At 69.1% G+C, this 20,982-nt stretch carries 25 protein-coding genes; 12 read left to right on the top strand and 13 right to left on the bottom strand.

What is annotated here, in order from left to right:
• Positions 1-31 precede the first annotated feature (31 nt).
• Positions 32-253, top strand: coding sequence for a hypothetical protein (locus A8G18_RS02715; protein WP_016932924.1), 222 nt, complete (start codon positions 32-34; stop codon positions 251-253).
• Positions 254-361: 108 nt separating this feature from the next.
• On the opposite strand, the gene A8G18_RS02710 is transcribed toward A8G18_RS02715, so the two are convergent.
• The 3 genes from A8G18_RS02710 to A8G18_RS02700 are packed head-to-tail and all read right to left on the bottom strand — an operon-like array spanning position 362 to position 2,416.
• Positions 362-1,219 (bottom strand): polyphosphate kinase 2 family protein, encoded by an 858-nt coding sequence (locus A8G18_RS02710; protein ID WP_016932925.1) that lies wholly within the window; start codon positions 1,217-1,219, stop codon positions 362-364.
• Between the two features lie 28 nt (positions 1,220-1,247).
• The gene (locus tag A8G18_RS02705) at positions 1,248-1,628 is read right to left on the bottom strand and encodes a DUF4873 domain-containing protein (protein ID WP_016932926.1); all 381 of its coding nucleotides are present in this window, start codon (positions 1,626-1,628) and stop codon (positions 1,248-1,250) included.
• 44 nt (positions 1,629-1,672) lie between these two features.
• Entirely contained in the window at positions 1,673-2,416 is a 744-nt protein-coding gene (locus A8G18_RS02700; protein WP_115311496.1) for a TetR/AcrR family transcriptional regulator, read from the bottom strand.
• 156 nt (positions 2,417-2,572) lie between these two features.
• Between A8G18_RS02700 and A8G18_RS02695 the strand changes: the two genes are divergently transcribed.
• The 6 genes from A8G18_RS02695 (at position 2,573) to A8G18_RS02670 (ending at position 7,708) form a co-directional block, all read left to right on the top strand.
• On the top strand, positions 2,573-3,784 hold the full coding sequence (locus A8G18_RS02695; protein WP_425337685.1) for a DUF445 domain-containing protein: 1,212 nt from the start codon (positions 2,573-2,575) through the stop codon (positions 3,782-3,784).
• 61 nt (positions 3,785-3,845) lie between these two features.
• On the top strand, positions 3,846-4,322 hold the full coding sequence (locus A8G18_RS02690) for a helix-turn-helix domain-containing protein (RefSeq protein WP_026003373.1): 477 nt from the start codon (positions 3,846-3,848) through the stop codon (positions 4,320-4,322).
• Entirely contained in the window at positions 4,319-5,233 is a 915-nt protein-coding gene (locus A8G18_RS02685; protein WP_016934519.1) for a hypothetical protein, read from the top strand. Before A8G18_RS02690 ends, A8G18_RS02685 begins: the two co-directional genes overlap by 4 nt.
• Before the next feature lie 64 nt (positions 5,234-5,297).
• Positions 5,298-5,588, top strand: coding sequence for a DUF2516 family protein (locus tag A8G18_RS02680; protein ID WP_016934518.1), 291 nt, complete (start codon positions 5,298-5,300; stop codon positions 5,586-5,588).
• Positions 5,589-5,706: 118 nt separating this feature from the next.
• Positions 5,707-6,630, top strand: a complete 924-nt coding sequence (locus tag A8G18_RS02675) for an AurF N-oxygenase family protein (protein WP_016934517.1) — start codon at positions 5,707-5,709, stop codon at positions 6,628-6,630.
• A 40-nt stretch (positions 6,631-6,670) separates the two neighbouring features.
• Complete coding sequence (locus tag A8G18_RS02670) at positions 6,671-7,708, top strand: alpha/beta fold hydrolase (protein ID WP_064062629.1); 1,038 nt, start codon at positions 6,671-6,673, stop codon at positions 7,706-7,708.
• A 27-nt stretch (positions 7,709-7,735) separates the two neighbouring features.
• On the opposite strand, the gene purU is transcribed toward A8G18_RS02670, so the two are convergent.
• Genes purU through A8G18_RS02655 form a run of 3 tightly spaced genes read right to left on the bottom strand, consistent with a single transcriptional unit; the run spans position 7,736 to position 10,083 of the window.
• The gene (gene purU / locus A8G18_RS02665) at positions 7,736-8,623 is read right to left on the bottom strand and encodes a formyltetrahydrofolate deformylase (RefSeq protein ID WP_016935297.1); all 888 of its coding nucleotides are present in this window, start codon (positions 8,621-8,623) and stop codon (positions 7,736-7,738) included.
• Positions 8,624-8,668: 45 nt separating this feature from the next.
• Positions 8,669-9,553 carry a class I SAM-dependent methyltransferase gene (locus A8G18_RS02660; RefSeq protein WP_064062628.1) on the bottom strand — a complete coding sequence of 295 codons (885 nt, stop codon included), beginning with the start codon at positions 9,551-9,553 and terminating at the stop codon, positions 8,669-8,671.
• Positions 9,550-10,083 (bottom strand): GNAT family N-acetyltransferase, encoded by a 534-nt coding sequence (locus A8G18_RS02655; RefSeq protein WP_064062627.1) that lies wholly within the window; start codon positions 10,081-10,083, stop codon positions 9,550-9,552. Before A8G18_RS02655 ends, A8G18_RS02660 begins: the two co-directional genes overlap by 4 nt.
• 132 nt (positions 10,084-10,215) lie before the next feature.
• Here A8G18_RS02655 and deoC point away from each other — a divergent pair, with 132 nt between their 5' ends.
• Positions 10,216-10,881 carry a deoxyribose-phosphate aldolase gene (gene deoC / locus A8G18_RS02650; protein ID WP_064062773.1) on the top strand — a complete coding sequence of 222 codons (666 nt, stop codon included), beginning with the start codon at positions 10,216-10,218 and terminating at the stop codon, positions 10,879-10,881.
• A gap of 36 nt (positions 10,882-10,917) precedes the next feature.
• Here deoC and A8G18_RS02645 read toward each other — a convergent pair whose 3' ends face one another.
• Positions 10,918-11,679, bottom strand: a complete 762-nt coding sequence (locus A8G18_RS02645; RefSeq protein WP_064062626.1) for an LmeA family phospholipid-binding protein — start codon at positions 11,677-11,679, stop codon at positions 10,918-10,920.
• A 104-nt stretch (positions 11,680-11,783) separates the two neighbouring features.
• Between A8G18_RS02645 and A8G18_RS02640 the strand changes: the two genes are divergently transcribed.
• Positions 11,784-12,401, top strand: coding sequence for a type IV toxin-antitoxin system AbiEi family antitoxin domain-containing protein (locus tag A8G18_RS02640; protein ID WP_064062625.1), 618 nt, complete (start codon positions 11,784-11,786; stop codon positions 12,399-12,401).
• 22 nt (positions 12,402-12,423) lie between these two features.
• Here the strand turns inward: A8G18_RS02640 and A8G18_RS02635 are convergent, their stop codons facing one another.
• The 3 genes from A8G18_RS02635 to A8G18_RS02625 all read right to left on the bottom strand — a co-directional run bounded on the left by A8G18_RS02635 (position 12,424) and on the right by A8G18_RS02625 (position 14,344).
• On the bottom strand, positions 12,424-13,254 hold the full coding sequence (locus tag A8G18_RS02635; RefSeq protein ID WP_016933517.1) for a hypothetical protein: 831 nt from the start codon (positions 13,252-13,254) through the stop codon (positions 12,424-12,426).
• A 4-nt stretch (positions 13,255-13,258) separates the two neighbouring features.
• Positions 13,259-13,759 (bottom strand): DUF2505 domain-containing protein, encoded by a 501-nt coding sequence (locus A8G18_RS02630; RefSeq protein ID WP_026003148.1) that lies wholly within the window; start codon positions 13,757-13,759, stop codon positions 13,259-13,261.
• 75 nt (positions 13,760-13,834) lie between these two features.
• The gene (locus A8G18_RS02625) at positions 13,835-14,344 is read right to left on the bottom strand and encodes a DUF2505 domain-containing protein (RefSeq protein ID WP_064062624.1); all 510 of its coding nucleotides are present in this window, start codon (positions 14,342-14,344) and stop codon (positions 13,835-13,837) included.
• A gap of 23 nt (positions 14,345-14,367) precedes the next feature.
• Between A8G18_RS02625 and A8G18_RS02620 the strand changes: the two genes are divergently transcribed.
• Entirely contained in the window at positions 14,368-15,462 is a 1,095-nt protein-coding gene (locus A8G18_RS02620; RefSeq protein WP_084421433.1) for a UDP-N-acetylmuramate dehydrogenase, read from the top strand.
• A gap of 31 nt (positions 15,463-15,493) precedes the next feature.
• Here the strand turns inward: A8G18_RS02620 and A8G18_RS02615 are convergent, their stop codons facing one another.
• Together A8G18_RS02615 and A8G18_RS02610 are read right to left on the bottom strand one after the other, a co-directional pair.
• Positions 15,494-16,528: a DUF2804 domain-containing protein gene (locus A8G18_RS02615; RefSeq protein WP_064062622.1), complete on the bottom strand. Its 1,035-nt coding sequence runs from the start codon at positions 16,526-16,528 to the stop codon at positions 15,494-15,496.
• 64 nt (positions 16,529-16,592) lie between these two features.
• Positions 16,593-17,342, bottom strand: coding sequence for an SDR family NAD(P)-dependent oxidoreductase (locus tag A8G18_RS02610; RefSeq protein ID WP_016933512.1), 750 nt, complete (start codon positions 17,340-17,342; stop codon positions 16,593-16,595).
• Between the two features lie 97 nt (positions 17,343-17,439).
• Here A8G18_RS02610 and A8G18_RS02605 point away from each other — a divergent pair, with 97 nt between their 5' ends.
• Both A8G18_RS02605 and A8G18_RS02600 read left to right on the top strand, forming a co-directional pair.
• Positions 17,440-18,117, top strand: coding sequence for a TetR/AcrR family transcriptional regulator (locus tag A8G18_RS02605; RefSeq protein WP_016933511.1), 678 nt, complete (start codon positions 17,440-17,442; stop codon positions 18,115-18,117).
• A 283-nt stretch (positions 18,118-18,400) separates the two neighbouring features.
• Positions 18,401-19,726 (top strand): ROK family transcriptional regulator, encoded by a 1,326-nt coding sequence (locus tag A8G18_RS02600; protein WP_064062621.1) that lies wholly within the window; start codon positions 18,401-18,403, stop codon positions 19,724-19,726.
• Between the two features lie 16 nt (positions 19,727-19,742).
• Here A8G18_RS02600 and A8G18_RS02595 read toward each other — a convergent pair whose 3' ends face one another.
• Positions 19,743-20,837 carry a tocopherol cyclase family protein gene (locus A8G18_RS02595; RefSeq protein ID WP_064062620.1) on the bottom strand — a complete coding sequence of 365 codons (1,095 nt, stop codon included), beginning with the start codon at positions 20,835-20,837 and terminating at the stop codon, positions 19,743-19,745.
• Positions 20,838-20,982 lie beyond the last annotated feature (145 nt).

Genomic DNA, 20,982 nt, shown 5'->3' with positions numbered 1-20,982 from the left:
GAGGGACACACCTCGTCCAAGGAGGCCGGTCGTGAAACTCAATCTCTTCGTGGCGTGGAGCGCCTACGCGCTCGCGCTGGCCTCGGTCCTGATGATCGCCCTGACGATCGTCGCGGCCGGTTACGGATTCGAGGGCTGGGCGATCGTCGCGGCGCTCGCTGCGGTCGTCGCGCTCGGAGCGGCATTCGGCATGGTCACCGGAACCGTTCGCCGCGACCACAAGCGGCACTACGACACACCGCACCTGTTCTGAGGGCCGTACGCGACGCGAGTCGGTGGGAGCCGGCTCGCGTCACTCACCTCGCACAGCCTCCTCACGATCCGCGAGTCGGTCATCCTACGACTCTGCGAGTCGGTCATCCTACGACTCTGCGAGTCGGCGTTTCTCCGTTTCGATGTCGAAAGTGGGCTCCGGCCAGTCGAGGTCGAGACGCTCGAACGCGTCGATGAGCAGTTCGGTGACCGCCAGACGGCTGTACCACTTGCGGTCGCACGGAATGACGTACCAGGGCGCCTCGTCGGTGTTCGTCCGATCCAGCATGTCCTGATAGGCCTGCTGGTACTGCGGCCACAGGGCGCGTTCCGAGACGTCGCTCGGGTCGTACTTCCAATGCTTGTCGCGGCGCTCGAGACGTTCGGCGAGGCGCTTCTTCTGCTCGTCCAGCGAGACGAACATCGCCACCTTCACGATGGTCGTGCCCTCGCGGACGATCTCGCTCTCGAACCGGTTGATCTCGTCGTAACGTCCGCGCCAGATGCTCTCCGGCACCAGCGATCTCACCCTGGCGACGAGCACGTCCTCGTAGTGTGAGCGGTCGAAGACGCCGAGCTGACCGTTGCGGGGGAGTGCCTTCGAGATCCGCCACAGGAAGTGGTGCCGCTTCTCCTCTGCGGTCGGGACACCGAAGGCCGTGTGGTCGACGCCTTGCGGGTCGACGTGACCGACGACGTGACGCACCATCCCGCCCTTTCCGGCGGTATCCATGCCCTGCAGGATCAGCAGCACCGAGCGGGTACCGCCGGTCCGGCCCTCCGCGAACAGCATCTCCTGGAGTCCGGAGAGAACGGCGCCGCGTTCGGTGAGCAGACGCTCGCCGAGAGCCTTGTCGCCGTCGAAACCCGGCGTGGCGTTCGTGTCGATGGCGGCGACGCGCGTGTCGGGCCCTGCCCGGAGGGCTTCGACGATCGAGGCCGGCCGGAAGACATCGTCCTTCGTCATCGGCCAAGCGTGTCACACACGACGAGCCTCAGGTGGGATCGACACCGTTCGCGTCGGCGCTCGAATGGACGCCGTTCGCGTCGGTCGGCAGCGGGTACGGCGGACGTGAGATGCCGTCGACCATGTGGCTGCCCCACAGATCGATCTCCGAGATGCGGGCGGTCGCAGGCTCCGACGCGCCCGGGACCGTGATGGTCACGGTGGTTCCCGGCGCGGGGGAGGGGTCTCCGCCGAGAGCCTCGGCGAGCTTACGGATCCGGCCCCGCCACACGTGCCGGCCGAGCAGCGGATCGAACCGGCCGGAGATCTCGACATCGACGCCGACCGTGCGGTCTCCCACGGCAACCTCGGCAGGGCCGCGGTAACCGGGATCGTCCTGGTCGTGCAGATCGTCCGCGTGGTCGCTCATGCTCGCACTATACGTGCTACTCCGAGTAACGGTAAAGCTGGCGATCAGGGAGCGGGCGACGACTCCGGCAGGAGCGGATGCGGCTGCGACTTGAAGCGCATGGGCGATCCGGCGACACCGGCGATGCCGGTCATGCCGCCCCAGATCATCATCGTCAGGTAATCGATGAGGTCTTCGGTGGTCATCGACTTGTTCGAGATCCACCAGTGCGTCGCGAGCTGGATGCCGCCGACGATTCCGTACGCCCAGGGCACGGCGCCACCCGAATCCATCCCGAGCAGTCGCAGTCGCTCGCCCAGGACGGTCGCGACGAGTTCGGCGATCATCCGCTCGGAATCGGCCACCACGTCGCGTCCCGCCGACGCGCTGTTGCTCATCACGTACAGATAGACCTCGGGATCATCGGCGACGGTCTCGACGTACGCCGTGATCGCCTCCCGGGTGAGGTCGTACTCGTCGAGATCCTCGGCCACCGCCGCGTAGATCCGGGGGGCGAGAACCGTCTCGACGTACCGCAGCATCGTGGCGGTCGTCAGGTCGCTCTTGTCGGTGAAGTAGCGGTAGAGCACCGTCTTCGACACGCCGATCTCGGCGGCGATCTCGTCCATGCCGATCTCGTGTCCGCGCGAGCGGATCGCGTTGATGGTGCCGTCCACGAGCTCTTCCCGGCGAGCGATCTTGTGTTCGTGCCAGCGCCGTTTGCGGCCGTCCTGCTTGACGGGCGGGACGACCTCGGTCGAGGTCGGGTTCGGAGTCGTCTGCGGTCTGCTGGACACTGTGTGGCACATCCGTTCGGTGTCGATCGTCGGCTCAGTCTACGATCCGGCCTTCCGTCCTTCAGAACTCGAGGCCGATCCGTCCGCCGAGTGCCGACTTTCGGCACAATCGATCGGGTGCAGCTCCTGACGACCGATGACGAGATCAAACGCCGAGACCTCCGCCGTATGAAGGCGGTCGCGACCGGGTTCCTCGTCGTTGCCGCGATCATCTATCTCTTCTGCCGGTGGCAGGAAACCCGCGGCGCCGGGGCGTGGGTGGGTTACGTGCGGGCGGCGTCCGAGGCCGGCATGGTCGGCGCGCTCGCCGACTGGTTCGCCGTGACCGCCCTGTTCCGGCACCCGTTGCGGATTCCCGTCCCGCACACGGCGATCATCAAGCGGAAGAAGGACCAGCTCGGTGCCAACCTGAGCTCGTTCGTCGGCAGCAACTTCCTCGCCCCCGAAGTGGTGTCCGCCAAGGTCGAGTCGGCGCAGATCCCGCTGCGGGTCGGTAGCTGGCTCGCCGAACCCGCCAACGCCGCCCGGGTCGCCAAGGAGACGTCGACGGTCCTGCGGGGTGTGGTCGGGATCCTGCGGGAGGACGACATCCAGCAGATCATCGACCACACCATCGTCAAACGCATCGCCGAACCGGAGTGGGGACCGCCGCTCGGGCGTGTCCTCACCGAGCTGCTCGCCGAGAACCGGCACCTCCCGCTCGTCGACATGCTCGCCGAACGAGCGCACCAGTGGGCGCTCGGGAGTCAGGAGACCATCGATCGCGTGATCAGCCGCGACTCGCCGTCGTGGTCGCCGAAGTTCGTCGACCTGCTGCTCGGGGAGAAGATCCACCGCGAACTCGTGGAGTTCACGTGGAAGATCCGTTCGAATCCCGACCACGAGGTGCGCCTCGCGGTCAACAAGTTCCTGGCCGACTACGCCCGCGACCTGCAGAGCGATCCCGTGACCATCGCCAAGGCGGAGAAGGTCAAGGCCGAGATCATGGGGCGGGACGAGATCACCGGGCTCGCCGCGGCGACCTGGCGGACGGCGAAGCGGATGATCCTGGACTCGGTGGACGACCCGAACAGCACGCTGCGCACGAAGATCGCGGAGAACGTCATGGCGTTCGGTATCCGGGTACGCGAGGACGCCGAATTGCGAACCAAGATCGACGGCTGGCTGCTCGACGCGGTGCGCTTCGTCGCGGCCAACTACGCCGACGAGATCACCTCCGTCATCCGCGAGACCGTCGAGCGCTGGGACGCGGAGGAAGCCAGCCGCAAGATCGAGCTCGCGGTGGGGCGCGACCTGCAGTTCATCCGCATCAACGGCACGGTGGTCGGCTCGCTCGCCGGACTCGCGATCTACACGGTGTCCGAACTGCTGTTCGCGTGACACCCGTCACGTGCTAGCAGAGTGCTTGCTGTAGCTAGCACCTGTCCGTAGAGTGGGTCTCGTGTCCACGGAACCAGATCCGATCGAGGGCTCGGACACGCCGGACGACAGTGCCGGGCCGGGGGATATCGCCGCACGGGTGGTCAACAACGCCGCCCAGGACATCGGTGCGTTCATCCGGTCCCAGCGCGAGGCTGCTCAGGTCTCACTCCGTCAGTTGTCGAAACTGGCCGGTGTCAGCAACCCGTACCTGAGCCAGGTCGAACGCGGCCTGCGCAAGCCGTCCGCAGAAGTGCTCGCCCAGATCGCCAAGGGGCTGCGGCTCTCGGCAGAGGTTCTCTACGTACGAGCGGGGATCCTCGAGCATCGAGCGGAGAGCGCCGTGCGCGATGCGGTGCTCGTCGACACCGTTCTCACCGAACGGCAGAAGCAGGTCCTGCTCGACATCTACGACTCGTTCTGCCGAGAGAACCGGCAGGACGCCGGCGATGCCCGGCCCGACCATCCGACAGACTTCGACGAGGAGAAATCTCCATGACCGATCCCACCAGCATCCGAACCTCCCTCTACGCCGCGGTCGGTGCCGGCGACGCCGTCGTCCAGGCCGTCGCCGACCTCGTGGCCCAGGCGCGTCGTCGTGCGGAAACCAACCGCAACGAGGTCGCCGACCGGGTCGAAACCGCCCGCGACCGCTTCGCGGCCCTGCCCGCCGATCTCACCGAGACCGTCGAATCCCTCCGCGAGCGTCTCGCCGAACTTCCGGCGGAGCTGCCCGAGGAGATCGCGGAACTGCGTGAGCGTTTCAGCTCCGACGAACTGCGCAAGGTGGCCGAGGCGTACCTGAAGGTGGCCTCCGACCTCTACACCGCTCTCGCCGAGCGCGGCGAGGAGACCATCGAGCGCCTGCGTACCCAGCCGGGCCTCGAGGACGGCATCGGTCGTGCCGAAGCGGTGCTCGGCGACGCCGCCGATCTCACGGAGGAAGCCCTCGGGACGGTGGCCCGCCGGACCCGCGAGGTCGGCGAGCAGGCCGCGAAGCTCGCGGGTCGTGCGGCCGGCCGCATCTCGGAGGCGAGCGACGACGTGAGCGAGGCCGTGTCGAGCGCCGGCGACAAGGCCGCCGAGCGTGTCGTCGCACTCGGTGAGCGTGCCGAGGAGGCGGGCTCCGAGACCGCGGGACGGGTCGAGTCGGCGCGCGGCGAGGTTCGCGAGGCGGCCGACAAGGCTGCCGAGAAGGTCGAATCGGTGGCCACCCCGGTCGAGCCGGTCGCGGTGACCCCCGCCAAGGCCCCCGCGAAGGCCCCGGCCAAGGCTCCCGCCAAGACGCCCGCGGCGAAGGCTCCGGCCAAGACCCCGGCCAAGGCCCCCGCCAAGACGCCCGCGGCGAAGGCTCCGGCCAAGAAGACCCCTGCCAAGAAGGCGGCGCCGCGCAAGACCAGCGGCTCCTGACCTGCGGCGATCGATCGGCCCCTGCGCGAACTCGCGCGGGGGCCGATTCTCGTAGACTGGTGAGGTGACGAATGTCGATTCTCTTGCCGGTCTGATCATCCTCGCGCTGCAGATCATCGCCATTGCCGGGGCGGGATTCGCGCTGTTCCACGTGGTGCGTCAGCCCGCCGAGGCGTTTCCGGCCGTCGACAAGCTGAGCAAACCCATCTGGCTCGGCATCCTCGTGGCCGCGCTGCTCGTCCTCGTCGTCTTCGGCGCGGTCGGTCTGCTCGGCATCATCGCGGTGGTGGCGGTGTGCGTGTACCTCGTGGACGTCCGTCCGCGTGTCGAGGAGGTTCAGCGTCCTCGGTGGTGACCGGGGAGGTTCGGCGTCCTCGGTGGTAGGGCGCATGCGCGTGCGGCTCGCTTGACAAGTGTGATCCAGATAATGACACTTCGGGTAACGGATAATTTCCGAGACGAGGTGGTCGGCGATGACGCTCCTGCGAAAGCACGACAGCCTGCCGGGTGAACATTCCGCGGACGCCCGGCAGGAGACCGCGCAACGCCTGCTCGATTCGGCGGCACGGCTGTCCTACGATCCCGGGCTCGAGATCGACTGGGACGCGCCACTCGTGGACGGCAAGTACGGCATGACGCCGGAGTGGTGCAGCCTGTACGGCACCGACCTGTGGGAACGCATGTCGGAGGACCAGCGCATCACCCTCACCGAGCACGAGGCCGCGAGCATCGCCGGTACCGGCATCTGGTTCGAGATGATCCTCATGCAGATGCTCGTCCGCGATCTCTACCGGCGCGATCCGGCGACCCCTTACGTGCAGTTCGGTCTCACCGAGATCGCAGACGAATGCAGGCACTCGGTCATGTTCGCCCGGTCGGCGCAGCGGTACGGGATACCGTCCTATCGTCCCCGGCGCTGGATCCGCGAGACGGGCCGGGTGTTCAAGGCTGTGGCTCGCGGCGCTCTCGCCTACGGCGGCACCCTGTTCGCCGAGGAGATCCTCGACATGATGCAGCGCGACTTCCTGCGCGACGAACGGGTGCAGCCGATCACCCGGACGGTGAGTCACATCCACGTCGTGGAGGAGTCGCGGCATATCCGTTACGCCCGCGAGGAGACCCGCAGGCGGTCGGCGCGACTCGGCCGCCTCGAACGAGCATGGATCCGGCTCCACCTCGGGGTGAGCGCCTACTTCGTCGTCACCAGTCTGGTGAACGACCAGGTGTACGCCGCGGCCGGACTCGACGTCGACGAAGCGAAGAAGGCCGCGCGGGAGAACAAGCACTATCACGACAGGCTCCGTCAGGGCACCCGCCGCACCATCGAGTTCCTCGACGAGGTGGGACTGGTCGGCGGTCCGTCCACCCTGCTGCTGCGTCGCGCGCACGTCCTGTGACACCGCGCCGCTCCACCGAACCGACAGGAGATCTGCACCCGTGAGAAAGCCGTCCCCGACCGCGTCGATCGTCGCGGGATCGATCGTCCTTGCCGCCGCGGCGTCCACCGCCGTCCTCGTTCGCCGACGTCGCCGGGCGGTCGTGCGTGCCGAGGATGTCGCGCCGCACGCCCTGCTGCGGGAGCCGGAGATCGAACCCGAGGTTGTCGACGTGCGCACCGAGGACGGTGCTCGCCTCAACGTGCTCGCGTACGGCGACGCGGATGCCCCCGTGCTGGTGTTCTGCCACGGTTGGACGTGCAATGCCGCCTACTGGACGCCGCAGATCAACGCGTTCGCGGAGAACTACCGCGTCGTGGTGTACGACCAGCGTGGGCACGGCGACAGCGAGGCCGGGGCGCGGTCGCTGGGAGCGGACGTACTCGCCGACGATCTCCAGGCGGTTCTCGACGCCGTGGTGCGTCCCGGTTCGAAAGCAGTTCTCACCGGCCACAGCATGGGCGGGATGAGCATCATCGCGTGGGCCGAGAAGTACCCGGAGAACGTCGATCGCACGGTCGCGGGTGTGCTGCTCGCGAGCACCGGCACCGACCGGCTGGTCGCCGACTCGGCAATCGTGCCTCTGCCGCAACGCTTCCCGCGGGTACCGGCACCTGTGGCGAGCCGGCTCATGGGTGCGACGGTCCCGTTGGCGTCGTCCGCCGTGACGACCCGGGCACTGCGCTACGTGGCTCTCTCGCCCGGTGCGAGCGCCGCGGAGGTGGCGTTCTGCGAACGGATCGTGCTCGGGTGCCCGCCGCGCACGCGGGGTGGCTGGGGCAGGGCACTGAGCGCTCTCGACATCCGGGAGGGCCTGCAGAATCTCACCGTGCCGACGACGGTGCTCGTCGGCACGGCAGACCGTCTCACCCCGCCCGTACACGCTCGGCGCCTGGCCGAGGAACTCGAGCGCGCGGGCAATCTCGAACGTCTCGTGGTGCTCGACGGCATCGGGCACATGAGCTCGGTCGAAGCGATCGACAGGTTCGACGAGGAGCTCGCGCACCTCGTCGAACGAGCCGGAGTGCCCGTCGGCTGAGTCGGTTCGCCGGCGCCGGCCGGTGTTCTACCGGAAGACGACGGTCTTGCTGTCGTGCACCAGCACGCGATCCTCGAGGTGCCAGCGCAGGCCGCGCGAGAGCACCAGCTTCTCGACGTCGCGGCCCTGGCGGACCATGTCGCTGACGCTGTCGCTGTGACTGACCCGGATGACGTCCTGCTCGATGATCGGTCCGGCGTCGAGTTCGGCGGTGACGTAGTGGCAGGTCGCGCCGATGAGCTTCACACCACGCGTGAATGCCTGGTGGTAGGGCCGTGCGCCGATGAACGAGGGCAGGAAGCTGTGGTGGATGTTGATCGCCCGTCCGGCCCAGTGCTCGCACAGCGCCTCCGGGAGTACCTGCATGAACCGGGCGAGGACCACCGCGTGCGGGTCGTAGGCGTCGACGAGCTTGCGCACCTGTTCGAAGGCCGGGCCGCGCTCGGCGGGATCCTTCGGGAACGACACGTAGTGGAATTCGATGCCGTGCCGCTGCGCGACCGGTTCGAGATCGCGATGGTTGCCGATGACGGCGCACACCTCGGCGTCGAGTTCGCCTGCTGCGACCCGCCCGAGGATGTCGTGCAGGCAATGCGCCTCCTTGCTGACGAGCAGCACGATGCGCTTGCGCTTGCCGGTGTCGGAGAGCGTCCATTCGGTCTGCGGACCGATGTCGGCTGCGACGCCCGCGAACTTCTCGCGCAGTTCGTCGAGGCCGAACGGAATCGACGACGCCCGGACGGCCTGACGGGTGAAGAACCAGCCGGTGTCCTGGTCGGCGTGGTAGGCCGCTTCGACGATCGAACCCCCGACCTCCGCGAGAAAGGTCGAGATGCGGGCGACGATCCCGGTGGTGTCCGGGCAGCCCAGGGTCAGAACGTAACGTCGATCGTCGGCGGAGGAGGCGAGCGTCATGACTCCGATTGTCTCAGGTGCTGCGCAGGGCGCGTCCGCCGGTCGTCAGCCCGAGACCGGAGGACGCCGCACCGTGGCCGTCGCCACGAGAGTGGTGGCGTCGATCGTGTGCAGGCCGCGTGCCGTGACCTCGTCGGCGATCCGGTGCCGTACCGCTGCCACCTGCTCGGAGTCGAGCCCTGTCAGTGCCGCACGCAGACCCGTACCCGTCACGAGCGACCAGCACAGCTCGTCGGTCGCGGGAAGCAGATTCGACAGGGTGCGGACCTCCACGGAATCCGTTCCGGCATCGGTGAGCCATGCCTCGAGAGTCCGCGGAGTGTCGATCCGGTGCAGCGGCATGCGATCGCGCAGAGCGCCGCGGTCGCGCGGCTCGGGGGAGTGGCGGGCCGCGACGTCGAACACGATCGACGAGAACTCCTCCATCGCCCCGCGTCGCCACACCGTCACACCGGCGCGTCCGCCCTGCCGCACGAGGGAGACGAGGCGCCAGAAGGCGCGGTCCATGTCCGGGAGGAAGAACACCCCGTAGGAGACCGCCAGCACGTCGTAGCCGGGAGCGGGTACGTCCGAGGGCGGTTCCCACCTCGAGGCGTCCGCGCAGACGAATTCGATGTTCTTCAGGCCGCGGCGTTCCGCGCTCAGGCGGCCGCGTTCGAGCATCTCGTCGGCGATGTCGACGCCGTGGACGAGTCCGTCGGGCCCGACGGCCGCGGCGGCGGGAAGCGCGGACGATCCCGTTCCGCAGCACGCGTCGAGCACCGCTTCGCCCGGGGAGACGCCCAGCTGGAAGACCAGTGCCTGTCCGGCCGGACCCCACACCGCCGGGGTGAGGTCGTCGAAATCACCACTCGCCGCGTCGAAGGTGCGGGCGGTCTCGGTGGAGTCGGTCCACGGATTCTCGGGCTCGACCCGTCGTTCGTCGTTCATCCCTGGTCCTCGAGATCGTAGAACGGTTCGGCATACCGGAAGGTGCCCCGAAGCGCGGGGTCGTGTGCCGTGAGCGCCCGGGCCTGGAAGTGGGAGGCCCACTCCTCGACGTCCGGGGAGATCCCGAGCTCGGCGGCGGGCACGAAACCGAAACGGGGGTAGTAGCCGGGGTGTCCGAGCAGGAGCACGAGCGACTCGTCCAGCGCGTCCGCCGCACCGAGCACGGCGTGGACGAGTGCGCTGCCCACACCGGAACGCTGCAGGTCGGGTCGGACACCGAGCGGACCCAGACCCAACGCGGGCGTGCTGCCGACGTGTCCACGGGTAGCGACGACGTGCCCGACGATCGCGCCCGCGCCGTCCTCGGCGACGAGCGACAAGGGTGGCAGCCACGCGTCGCTCGCGCGCAGCGACGCGACGAGACCGGGCTCGACCGGCTCGTGGCCCGGCGCGGCGAACGGAGCGAAGGCGGCGCGGTGCACGTCCGCGATCGCACGGATGTCGGCAGGAAGCTCTCGACGGATCAGCACGCGATCATTGTGGGTGGCCGGAGGCCTCCTGCGCGAGTGGATTACCGAAGGCAGGGTGCGGTGCCGGAGAACATGCGGCCGAACGACATGCGGTGCCGAACCGTCGGGCCCGTCGTGTGGGAAGCTGCACTCATGTCCGGAACCCCGCTGACCCGCGCGCAGGTCGCGTCGATGATCGACCACACCCTCCTCAAGCCCGAAGCGTCCTCGCAGGACGTGCGGGCCCTCGTCGACGAAGCTGTCGATCTCGGCGTGTACGCGGTGTGCGTGTCGCCGTCGATGCTGCCCCTGCGGGCCGAGGGGGTCACGGTCGCGACGGTCGTCGGATTCCCGTCGGGCAAGCACCATTCGCTCATCAAGGGCGCCGAGGCGCGACTCGCCGTGGACGAGGGTGCGCGCGAGATCGACATGGTGATCGACGTGGGTGCTGCCGTGAGCGGCGACTACAACGCCGTTCTCGCCGACATCCTCACGGTGCGCGAATCGATCGGATTCGGCCCGGTCCTCAAGGTCATCATCGAGTCCGCGGTCCTCTCCGACGAGGCGATCGTGGAGGTGTGCCGCGCGGCGGAGAAAGCCGGCGCGAACTTCGTGAAGACCTCCACCGGCTTCCATCCCGCGGGCGGCGCCACCACCCACGCGGTCGCGCTCATGGCGGAGACGGTGGGCGGCCGGCTCGGCATCAAGGCGAGCGGCGGTATCCGCACCGCGGAGGACGCGGTCGCGATGATCGAGGCCGGGGCCACACGCCTCGGGTTGTCCGGCAGCCGCGCCGTGCTGGACGGTCTGCAGGGCTGAGCAGTGCTGGACGGTCCGCAGGGCCGACCTTGCCGGTCACGACAGCAGGCCGCAGCTGCTCTGCTGTTGCGTTTGCTGTTGTCCCGGCTGTCCCTGCGGGTTCTCCGGCAGCACGAAGCGGCCCCCTTCGAGGCGGAGTTCGACGCCCGAGTCGGTGACGCCCACTTCGGTGGCCTGCATGCCCAGCGGGTACTGCTGCAGACCCGAGGCGAGGATCTCCACGACGCCGTCGACGAGGGCCGTCGGGAGCCCGATGCCGAGGATCGTCGCGTCGGTCGTCTCGACCGTCACCACGCCGCCGTTCACCACCGGCCGCGCGGTGAACTCCGCAAGACCCTGCCCGCCGACGGTGAATGTGAGGGTGCCCGCGTTCTCGTCGGCCGTGACGTCGGTGACGAGCGCTCCCACCGACTGGCTCTGCACGGTCGCGAGGATCCCGGAGACGGGCCACGACACATCGGCGCTCGAGCTGCCGATGGTGCCGGCACCCTCTGCGGAATCACGCAGGTCGACATCCTCGACCTCGGCGTGCACCTGCATCTGCTGGGCGGGGCCGAAGGCGGTGTCGTCGCTGTCGAGGGACACCGAGGGTACCCGCCGGTCGAGCAGTTGCAGCAGTACCGGTTTCCAGCTCAGGTCAACGTCGACTCCGGTACCGAGCTCGCTCTCGAAGGATTGGGCGAGACAGGTGGTCGCGCGGTTGCGGACGTAGACCTCCGCGCCCACCAGGACGGCGACCAGCGCCGCGACGAGAACGACGGCGATCGTGACGGTGCGGTTGCGCTTCCGTTGCGTCATGAGTGTCGATTCTTCCGGAGAACTCTGAGGATCGACTGAACACGCGGCCGCAGGATGAGGAAAATATGTGAGGTGTACCACATTCGTCGGCTACGCTGGGCGCCATGACAGGGTGGACGGATTCAGGTTACGACGCAACCGGGCGGGCCGATGCCGACGACTCGCTGCGGCGCCTCGCCGCCACGCAAGCCGGGTTCTTCACCGCACGCCAGGCCGTCGGCCACGGGATAGCAGCGCACGACTTCGCGGAACGCATCGAGGCGGGTCTGTGGATCCGCGTCGAGACCGAGTTGTATCGCCTCGGCGACAGCCCGCGGACCAAGTTCGACGAGTTCGCCCAGTGGTGCACCTGGTACGAGGGCGAAGCGGTCGTCTCGCACCAGAGCGCCGCCGACCTGCACGGCATGGGGCACCTGCAGCCCCGCTTCCTCCACCTGTCCACTCCCGACCAGCGCACCGTGCCGAGCAACCGGCTCGCGCTCCATCACCGGACGTTGGCGGACGAGGACTGCGAGATCGCCGGCGCATTCCGGATCACCACGCCGGCACGCACCGCGGTCGATCTGGCCGCGGGCGGTGTGTCCCAGGAAGTGCTCGACGAACTCGTCGGCGACGCCCTCGCGCTCGGGCGGGTCGACTCCGATCAGCTGCACGCCGCGGTGGCGAATCAGCCGGCTGCGGTGGCCGACCGGATCGAGCTGGCACTCCTGGCCGCAGGCTGAACGGCCGGGGCCGCGACGGTTCTCAGACCGCGACGAGCGCAGTTCCTCGGCCGGTTCGCTCGGATGCGGCAGGTTCGTCCGTGGGTGCGACCGCGTCCCACGGCACCGTCAGGACGCAGTCGCGGAGACGGCGACGGGGAGGGCGCACGGGGAAGCCCTGATCGCGCAACAGTTCGAGCGTCGCCTGCCACCGGATCCGCGGTCCGAACGCCGCGTGCGGGGCGCTCGTCGCCCACGCTCGGTCGGCCGCGCGGAGCAGCGCGTGGATCGGCTCGCCCGGAACGTTCCGGTGGATCAGTGCCTTGGGTAGCCGTTCGGCGAGGTCGGATGGTCTGTCCACATGGAACGGGCTCCACGCCAACGTCAGCGATCGGGGGCCGTACTCGTCGAGCAGCACCCACGCGCAACGCCGGCCCAGCTCGTCGCACGTGCCGTCGATGAGCAGCCCTCCGGGAGCGAGACCGGACCGCAGACGCGCCCATGCCGGTTCGACGGCCTCCTCCGGATACTGCCGGAGCACGTTGAACGCCCGCACCAGGGTCGGGCGCAGGCCCGCCAGTTCGAAACCGCCTCGAGCGAACTCGACGCCGTCGCGGCCCGGAACCACCCGTTCCGGATCGATCTCGAGGCCGATCACACGCAGATCGCCGCGTACCCGCCGCAGTCGCGTAGCCAGTTCGAGGGTCGTCACCGGCATGGCGCCGTAACCCAGATCGACCACCAGAGGGTCGACGGCGTGCGTCAGCGCCTTCGCGATGTGGGGGTCGTGCATCGCCCAACGGTCGCTGCGGCGCAGCCGGTTGATGCCGGTGGTGCCGCGCGTGACGACACCGACGGGTCCTCGATTCGGCACTCGGTTACCGTCGCGCGAGCCAGTCGGCGGTGATGGCCGCTTCGGTGCGGAACACGTCGACGAGATTGGTGAGGATGAGTTCTTCGAGCTTGCCGCCGACGAACGGGATGTGCACCTTGGCCTCGGAGGTGGTGCGGAGCGTGGCGCCGTGGTCGTCGGCGAAGAGTTCCATCGTGCCCGTCAGACTGCCCGGGCCGCCGGGGATCGACGCCCGGTAGGTGCCGGTCGCGCGGTCGGTGAACGGCCCGTAGGTCTCCTCGCGCGTGATGACCATGTCCTTCTTGATCACCGTGCGGGCGATCTCCGGCAGGTCGGAGCGGGGGAGGACGTGGTGCAGCACCAGCGCGATGCCCGATTCGGAGGTCGTGAACTCGCGGACGTGGTTCTCCGAGTACTTGCGCATCTCGGTCATCCGCGCTTCCCAGTGCCCGGGATCGGCGAGCGCCTCGTACACCCGCTCCGGTGGGTAGGGGAAGCGGGCAGAGTAATCGATACGCCGTGCCACGACCGGCCAGGTTACCGCGCCGGGTGGCCCGTCCGGAAATCGCGGGTCGCCGTGGGACGCCCCGGCGGGGGGTGATCAGGCGGAATGATCGCCGCGGCACCACTGCTCGGTGAAGGTGCGCTCCGCGTCGAACAGTTCGATCAGCTGCTCGACGATCATCCCTTCGATCTTGGAGCCGAGGAACGGGATCTTCACTTCGACGGTGCCCTCGACGACGACGGACGAACCCGCGCCGTCGGCGATCAGCGTCATCCCGCCGGTGACCTCACCCGGCATCCCGTCGACGTGCGCCGAGAACCTGCCCTCGGCGCGACCGTCGGCGAATGCACCCCACGCCTCGTGTCGCCGGATGACGAGATCGCCCGGGCGGATGCTCGTGACCATGCTCGGCAGGTGCTCGGCAGGGATGGCCTGATGGAGATCGAGTTCGATCGTGCCGTCGCCGCTGTCGGCCCGCTCGACCGCCGCGCCCGGACCGCCGACCTCACGCAGCCGGGTCTGCCAGTACTGCGGATCGACGAACGCCGCGTGGACCGCGGCAGGCGGGGACGAGTAGTTCGCAGTGTGGTCGATAGGGCTGCCCATACGGGGCACGCTACCGTTTGCTGGTGCTTGATCCACGTACCAGGGCCCGGCTCGCCGAAACGGGAGCCACGGTGTCCGAGCAGGTGTCGCTGTCGGATTTCACGACCCTCCGGCTCGGCGGCCCCGCCCGGTATCTCGTCGAATGCGCGTCCACCTCGTCGTTGATCGAGGTCGTGCGGCTGCTCGACGAGCAGCGCGTCCCGCTCCTGCTCCTCGCGGGCGGCTCCAACCTCGTCATCGGGGACGACGGCTTCGACGGGGTCGTGGTCCGCGTCGCGACCACCGGTGTCGACCTCCGCGACGATCACATCCGGGTGGATGCGGGAGCCGAATGGGACGCGGTGGTCGCGACCACCGTGGACGCCGGACTCGGCGGGCTCGAATGCCTGTCGGGCATCCCGGGCTCCGCGGGAGCGACGCCGGTGCAGAACGTCGGGGCCTACGGCGTCGAGGTGGGCTCGATCCTGCGCCGCGTTCGTCTGCTCGACCGCGGCACCGGACGGGATTCGTGGGTGGGGCCCGAAGCTCTCGGTCTCGGCTACCGGACCAGCGTCCTCAAGCACACCGACACGGCCGTGGTCCTCGAGGTGGAACTGGACGTGCGGGACGACGGCTCCAGCGCACCGCTGGCGTACCGCGAGCTCGCGGTGGCGCTCGGCGCGGAGGAAGGCGAGCGCAGGCCGACGGCACAGGTGCGCGAGCACGTCCTCGGGTTGCGCCGGAGCAAAGGCATGGTGCTCGACTCGGGCGATCCCGACACGTGGAGCGCCGGGTCGTTCTTCACCAATCCCGTCGTGCCCGACGATCGGTTGCCGGACGTGCTGGCGGCCATCGCGGCGAAGGTGGGCGAGGACGTGCGGGTCCCGCAGTTCCCGGCGGACGGCGGAACCAAGTTGTCGGCCGGGTGGCTGATCGAGCGGGCCGGTTTCGGGAAGGGATTTCCCGCCGCCGACGCGCCGGCGCGGCTGTCGACGAAGCACACGCTGGCGCTCACCAACCGGGGAACGGCATCGACGGCGGATCTCGTGGCCCTGGCGCGCAGGGTGCGCGACGGTGTCGAGGACGCCTTCGGGGTTCGTCTGCATCCCGAACCCGTCACCGTCAACTGCGCGATCTGACCGGGCGCACACCGGAGCGGCAGATCGCCGGTCACCAGCGGTTGCGGACCTGCTCCGCGAAGCCGAGCAGGTTCTCGACCTCGAGCCGGGTGCCGTCGTCGAGCACGGCGCTGCCGGTGAACCGTCCGAAGACCTGGTGCTGCGTGGAGCGCACGAGCAGGGCGTTCACGTCGGCCGCGCGGTCGAGGATCGGCTCGAACTCCATCTCGAAGCGCGTGTCGTTGCTGGTGAACCGCCACGGCGCCCCGTCGTAGGTGTCGCGGGGCAGGTGGAAGTGCACGCGGTCGAGCTTGTGCGCCACACCGTCGTGGAAGAGCATGTTCTCGCTCGCCGCGGTGGTGTCGCCGAATCCGTGGCCGATGTTGAATCCGAAGCGCACCCCGTCGTGGATTCCCGACGCGGAACCCCAGTACCAGGTGTTGTCGTAGGTCCATACGCCGCGACCCCAGTCGAACACGCCGAACGCGGTGGCGGGGTCGAAGACCAGCTCCCGTCCGCCGACGGTGAGCGTGCCCTGCGCGGGCAGACAGTTGATCTTCTGGTTGTAGTAGAAGGCCTTCGGCGCCCGGGGAAAGGGTGTCGCGACGACCATCCGGTCGTCGGGCGGCTGCGCGAGCAGCAATTCGCCGGACAGGCCGCGCCCACCTCCGAAGCGAGGATGGTCGACGACCAGCCGCCGGGCCTGCCCTTCGTGGTGGTACTCGATCCGGAGGCCGCGACGGCCGACGACGGCATCACCGCGGTCGGCGCTCCGTGGCAGGCGCATCCGGCCGAGCGGGAAGGGAACGAGGGCGTTCTCGGTGGTCTCGGAACGACCGGCGAGGTCGAGCACGCTCACCCCGAGCAGACCCACGTAGCCGTTGTCGGCGACGGTCAGGGCGATTCCGAACGGTCCGTCGTCCCCGTCGGAGAGGACGCAGTAGTAATCCCATTCCTTGATGCGGAACCGCGACGCCGCGACCCGCTGCCGGTCGTAGGTGCGGGTCTCCGTGGTGCTCCAGCCGGCCTCGGCGAGTGTTCCGTCGTCGCCGAGCAGCGGTCCGGGCACGAGGCGTGGTCGGCGCATATCCCGTGACGGTACCGACGATGGTGGGAGTGACGCTCCTGCCGCTCCCACCACCGCAGCGGACTCAGTCGGTCACGCGGTGGAAGCGGCCTGCGCTCGCCTGGTCGCGCGGCTTGACGACGATCTGGTCGAGGTTGACGTGCGACGGGCGGGACGCGACGAATCCGATGATGTCGGCGATGTCCTGGGCGACGAGCGGGGTGATGCCCTCGTACACCTTGTCGGCACGATCCTTGTCGCCTTCGAACCGCACGAGCGAGAACTCGGTCTCGACCGCGCCCGGAGCGATCTCGGTGAGCCTGACGGGCTGCCCGAGCAGTTCGCCTCGCAACGTGCGGTGCAGCACGGCCTGCGCGTGCTTGGCGGAGGTGTAACCGGCGCCGTTGTCGTAGGCCTCGAAGGCCGCGACCGAGGTGATGGTGACGATCAGGCCGTCGCCCGACGCGATGAGCTTGGGGATCAGCGCCTTGGTGATGCGCATGGTGCCGACGACGTTGGTCTCCCACATCCACCGCCAGTCGTCCTCGACGGCCTCGGCGACCGGCGCGAGTCCCTTGGCGCCTCCGGCGTTGTTGACCAGCACGTCCACCCGGGGAAGTACCGTGGTGAAGGCCTCCACCGAATCCTCGTCGGTGACGTCGAGCTCGAGCGCGGTGCCGCCGATCTCGTCGGCGAGTTTCTGCAGGCGGTCGAGGCGCCGTGCGCCCACCACGACATGGAAACCCTGCGCGGCGAGCGTACGGGCGGTCGCCTCGCCGATACCGGAGGACGCTCCGGTGACGACGGCGACGCGGGAATCGGGAGAGATGCTCATGGGGCAATCGTAGTGTCGGGCACCGGATGACGCCGTACGTCCCCGCCCGCCGAGTCCTCCCCTGCGAAGTCCCCTCCGTGCGGCTACCCTGCGGCATATGACCACCACCCGCGGTCGATACAGCTCGGGAGAGCAAACCCGGATCAGGCTCGTCGAAGCCGCCGAGCGACTCTTCGCCCGCGGTGGTTACGACGGAGTCACCCTCGCCGACATCCGCAAGGCCGCCGGGCAGCACAACTCGTCGGTGATCGGCTACTACTTCGGGACCAAGGAGGGACTGCTCGAGGCGGTCTTCTCCCATCGGTTGCCCGCTGTGAACGCCCAGCGTGAAGCGCTCGTCGCCGAGATGCTTCGGACGCGGGACACGCTCACGGTCCGCGACCTGCTGTGGGCGATCATCCGGCCACTGGCGGGCACGCTCGGCCGCAACAACCACTACGTCGCCTTCCTCGACCGGCTCTCGAACCACGAGCGGTTCGCCGAATGCTTCCGGGTCACCGGACCGACGGGAACCGAGAGCGGCCGCCGGTCCGACACCGCGCTGCGGGCGCTGCTCGGGCAACTGCCCGACGACATCGCCGGACAGCGTCTGCGGCTGGTGTATTCCGGTACCGTCGGTGCCCTCGCGCGATGTCACCGTGCAGGTGAATCACCCACCACCGCAGAGTTGGCGGCGCTCGTCGACGCGTGGGAAGGGTTGCTGCTCGCGCCGGTGTCGGCGGAGACCGCCCGGGTGCGCGGGGATGCGCGGAGGGATTCCCCACCGGAGCGGTGAGGATTGGACACGACCCGGTTCGGGCGATAGTTTGATCGGCATGTCAGTCGGCCACACCTCCGCACCGCCGGTCACCTATGTGACCGCCGCGCTGGGATCACGGCTGCCTCTGGCGCGCGAACTCTGTTGTCGCTGCTGCGGAAAGTAACTCCGCACCGATTCCCCCCTCTTTCGGGCGGGTCCGTCCTCCGATCGTGCTTCCACGCCGGGGATTCGGTGCGTCGATCGTCTCCCGCCCGTTCTCCGGTCATCACGTCCGGATCAGCAGCCAAGGATCAGCGCCGTGTCGGTTCCCACTCTTCCGCCGTCCGTTTCCCTTCCCTCCCGATCGTCCGCGCCCCCTCGTGCCGTCGCCTCCGGTGTCCGCGGAGCCACGCGTGCGACCGTGGTCCGGTCTCGAACCTCGCGCGTGTCGAGCCAGGTCAGGATCGTTCCCCCCGACCTGCGTATCGCCGACGGCACCGGGGCGTCGGTCTTCCGTGTCGCCGCCAATCGTGGTCCGGTCTCGCGTGACGTGATCGCGAAGGTCACCGGGGCGAGCATCGCCACCGTCAATCGTCAGGTCTCGGCCCTGCTCTCGGCAGGTCTGCTGCGCGAGCGCGCCGACCTGACCGAGCCGGGTGCGGTCGGCCGGCCGCGCGTACCCGTCGAGGTCGACCACGAGCGTTACCTGACGGTCGGCATCCACATCGGTGCCGTCACCACCGGCATCGTCGCGACCGACCTGCGCGGTCGCATCATCGGCGCCGTCGAGGTTCCCACCCCGGCCGGCCACCAGGACGCCGCGCTCGCGTCGATCACCGCGAGCGCCAAGGCTTTCGCGGGACGGTGGCACCGCCGCACCCCGCTGTGGGTCGGCGTCGCACTCGGCGGTCGGGTGGATTCGAACACCGCCGTAGTGACGCATCCGCGACTGGGCTGGGTCGACGCCCGCGTCGGCACGATCGTCGGTGGTGGCATGGGCCTGCCGGTCTCGGTGGCCGCGCACGTCGAGGCGATGGCCGCCTCCGAGCTGCTCCTGACCCCCGATCGCGACGCTCCCGAGGTCAAGGGCACCGGGCTGTACTTCTACGTCCGCGAGACCGTGGGTGTGGCAATCACTTTCGACGGGAAGGTGCACACCCCGGCCGGCGGTCCGGGCTCGGTGACGCATGTCCCCACCGGTTCGTCTGCGCGGTGCTCGTGCGGCGGCACGGGCTGCCTCGAAGCGACCGTGAGCGATCGGGCGGTCGTGCAGCGCGCGGTGTCCGAGGGCATCCTCACCGCCGGTGACGACACCATCGGGTCGCTCTACCGCCTCGCGCGGAACGGATCCGAGGCCGCCCACGGTCTGCTCGTCGAGCGCGCCACCGTGCTCGGCCGCACCGTCGGAATGCTCCGTGACCTGTTCAACCCCGACCGGGTCATCCTCGGCGGCCAGGCCTTCACCGAGTACCCGGCCGCGGTTCCGCGCGTCGCCCGTGCGTTCGCCGCCTCGACCACCCTGCCACGCAAGGACATCCGGATCACCGGATTCGGTAATCGGGTGCAGGCCCACGCTGCGGGTGTCGTCTCGCTCAGCTCGTTGTTCTCGGATCCGATCGCGGCGATGAAGCGCACCGAACGCTGACGGATTTCCGTCGTCGTCACACGATCGGTGGGGCGTCCGTCGCGTCCGCGGCGGCGCCCCGCCGATCGAGTTCGGCCCGGGCCCGGCCGAGCCCGCCGTGTTCGAGTGCGGCCGAATGAGATTCGTCCGCCCATACCAGTCTTCCGCGCTCGCGGACCGTCACGGTCATGTGGCCGCCCAGATGTTCGATCGAGCCGGCCACGTTCCGTCGTTCCGCGGGCAGCGGGACCGGCAGGACGTGTGCGGCTCCGATCGGCGAACTCCCCGAGATCTCCACGCTCCACCGGGCGTTGCGGCCGCGCAGCAGCCAGCTCTCGTCGGTGACCGTGGCCTGTACCGGCGAGGTGACGGGATTGCCCAGGCGCACGACGCGCACGTCCGGAAGCGCGACGACCACCGCGGTCACCTCGGTGCGCAGGGGACCCGAGTGCACCTGCCCGCCGGCGAAGGCCACGCACGCCTGCGGATCGGCGAATCCCTGTGCCTGTCCCCACCACCACGAATCGGGGAAGCCGCCCTTACCCCAGTTCTTCTCACCGTAGACCTGGGATCCGGTCAGCTCCCACTTCTCGTCACCGAGGATTGCGTATCCCTCCGCCCGGCCGCCGAGCAACCAGGAATGCCAGTACTGGTTCAGGGCCGGGACGGAGTGGAAGACGCTCGATGCGCCGAAGCGCCGTCGCGGCCAGGGCCGCAGGTCGGACAATCGGATGTCGAGCCGGGCGTCGTCGCCGAGATCCATCCACACGCGCTCGCTGTCGCCGCGGAAGACATCGCCGGCCGACGCGCCGAGCCGATCGGGATCGGCGGCGGCCACCGGATGCGCGGCGGTGCGCAGGAAACCTCCCGGATGGGCGGCCAGGCCGAGTGTCGCCCACTGTGAACCGGACCCGGCCGAGTCGTCCGCACGGTTGACCCCGCACAGGGCGATGACCACGCGGCCGGTTCCGGGCTGGGTGAAACGCCAGAAGTAGCCCTCCATCGCGACGCCGTGGGCGGCGAGCGGATTCCCGAAAGGCAGATCGGCGCCCGACGCGCGATAGCGGGTCCATAGGTTTCTCGGGGAGAGTTCGTTCGGAGAGAATCGTCCCAGCCGTCCGCGCACCGCCATGCCCGCTCCGTTCCGTCGATCCGTCCGGTCCGTTCTCCGGATGTACCCAGAATGGCCGCTCCCGTCACGGAGCGTGCGGATTCGGGCCTCGATGCCCAGGATGGGGGAGGTACCTGCGCCCGCGCGGCCGGCCGGCCATAACGTT

Source organism: Rhodococcus gordoniae, from assembly GCF_001646655.1.
Classification (GTDB): domain Bacteria; phylum Actinomycetota; class Actinomycetes; order Mycobacteriales; family Mycobacteriaceae; genus Rhodococcus; species Rhodococcus gordoniae.
The sequence above is the reverse complement of the archived record's forward strand: the minus strand, read 5'-3'. Positions and strand labels throughout refer to the sequence as shown.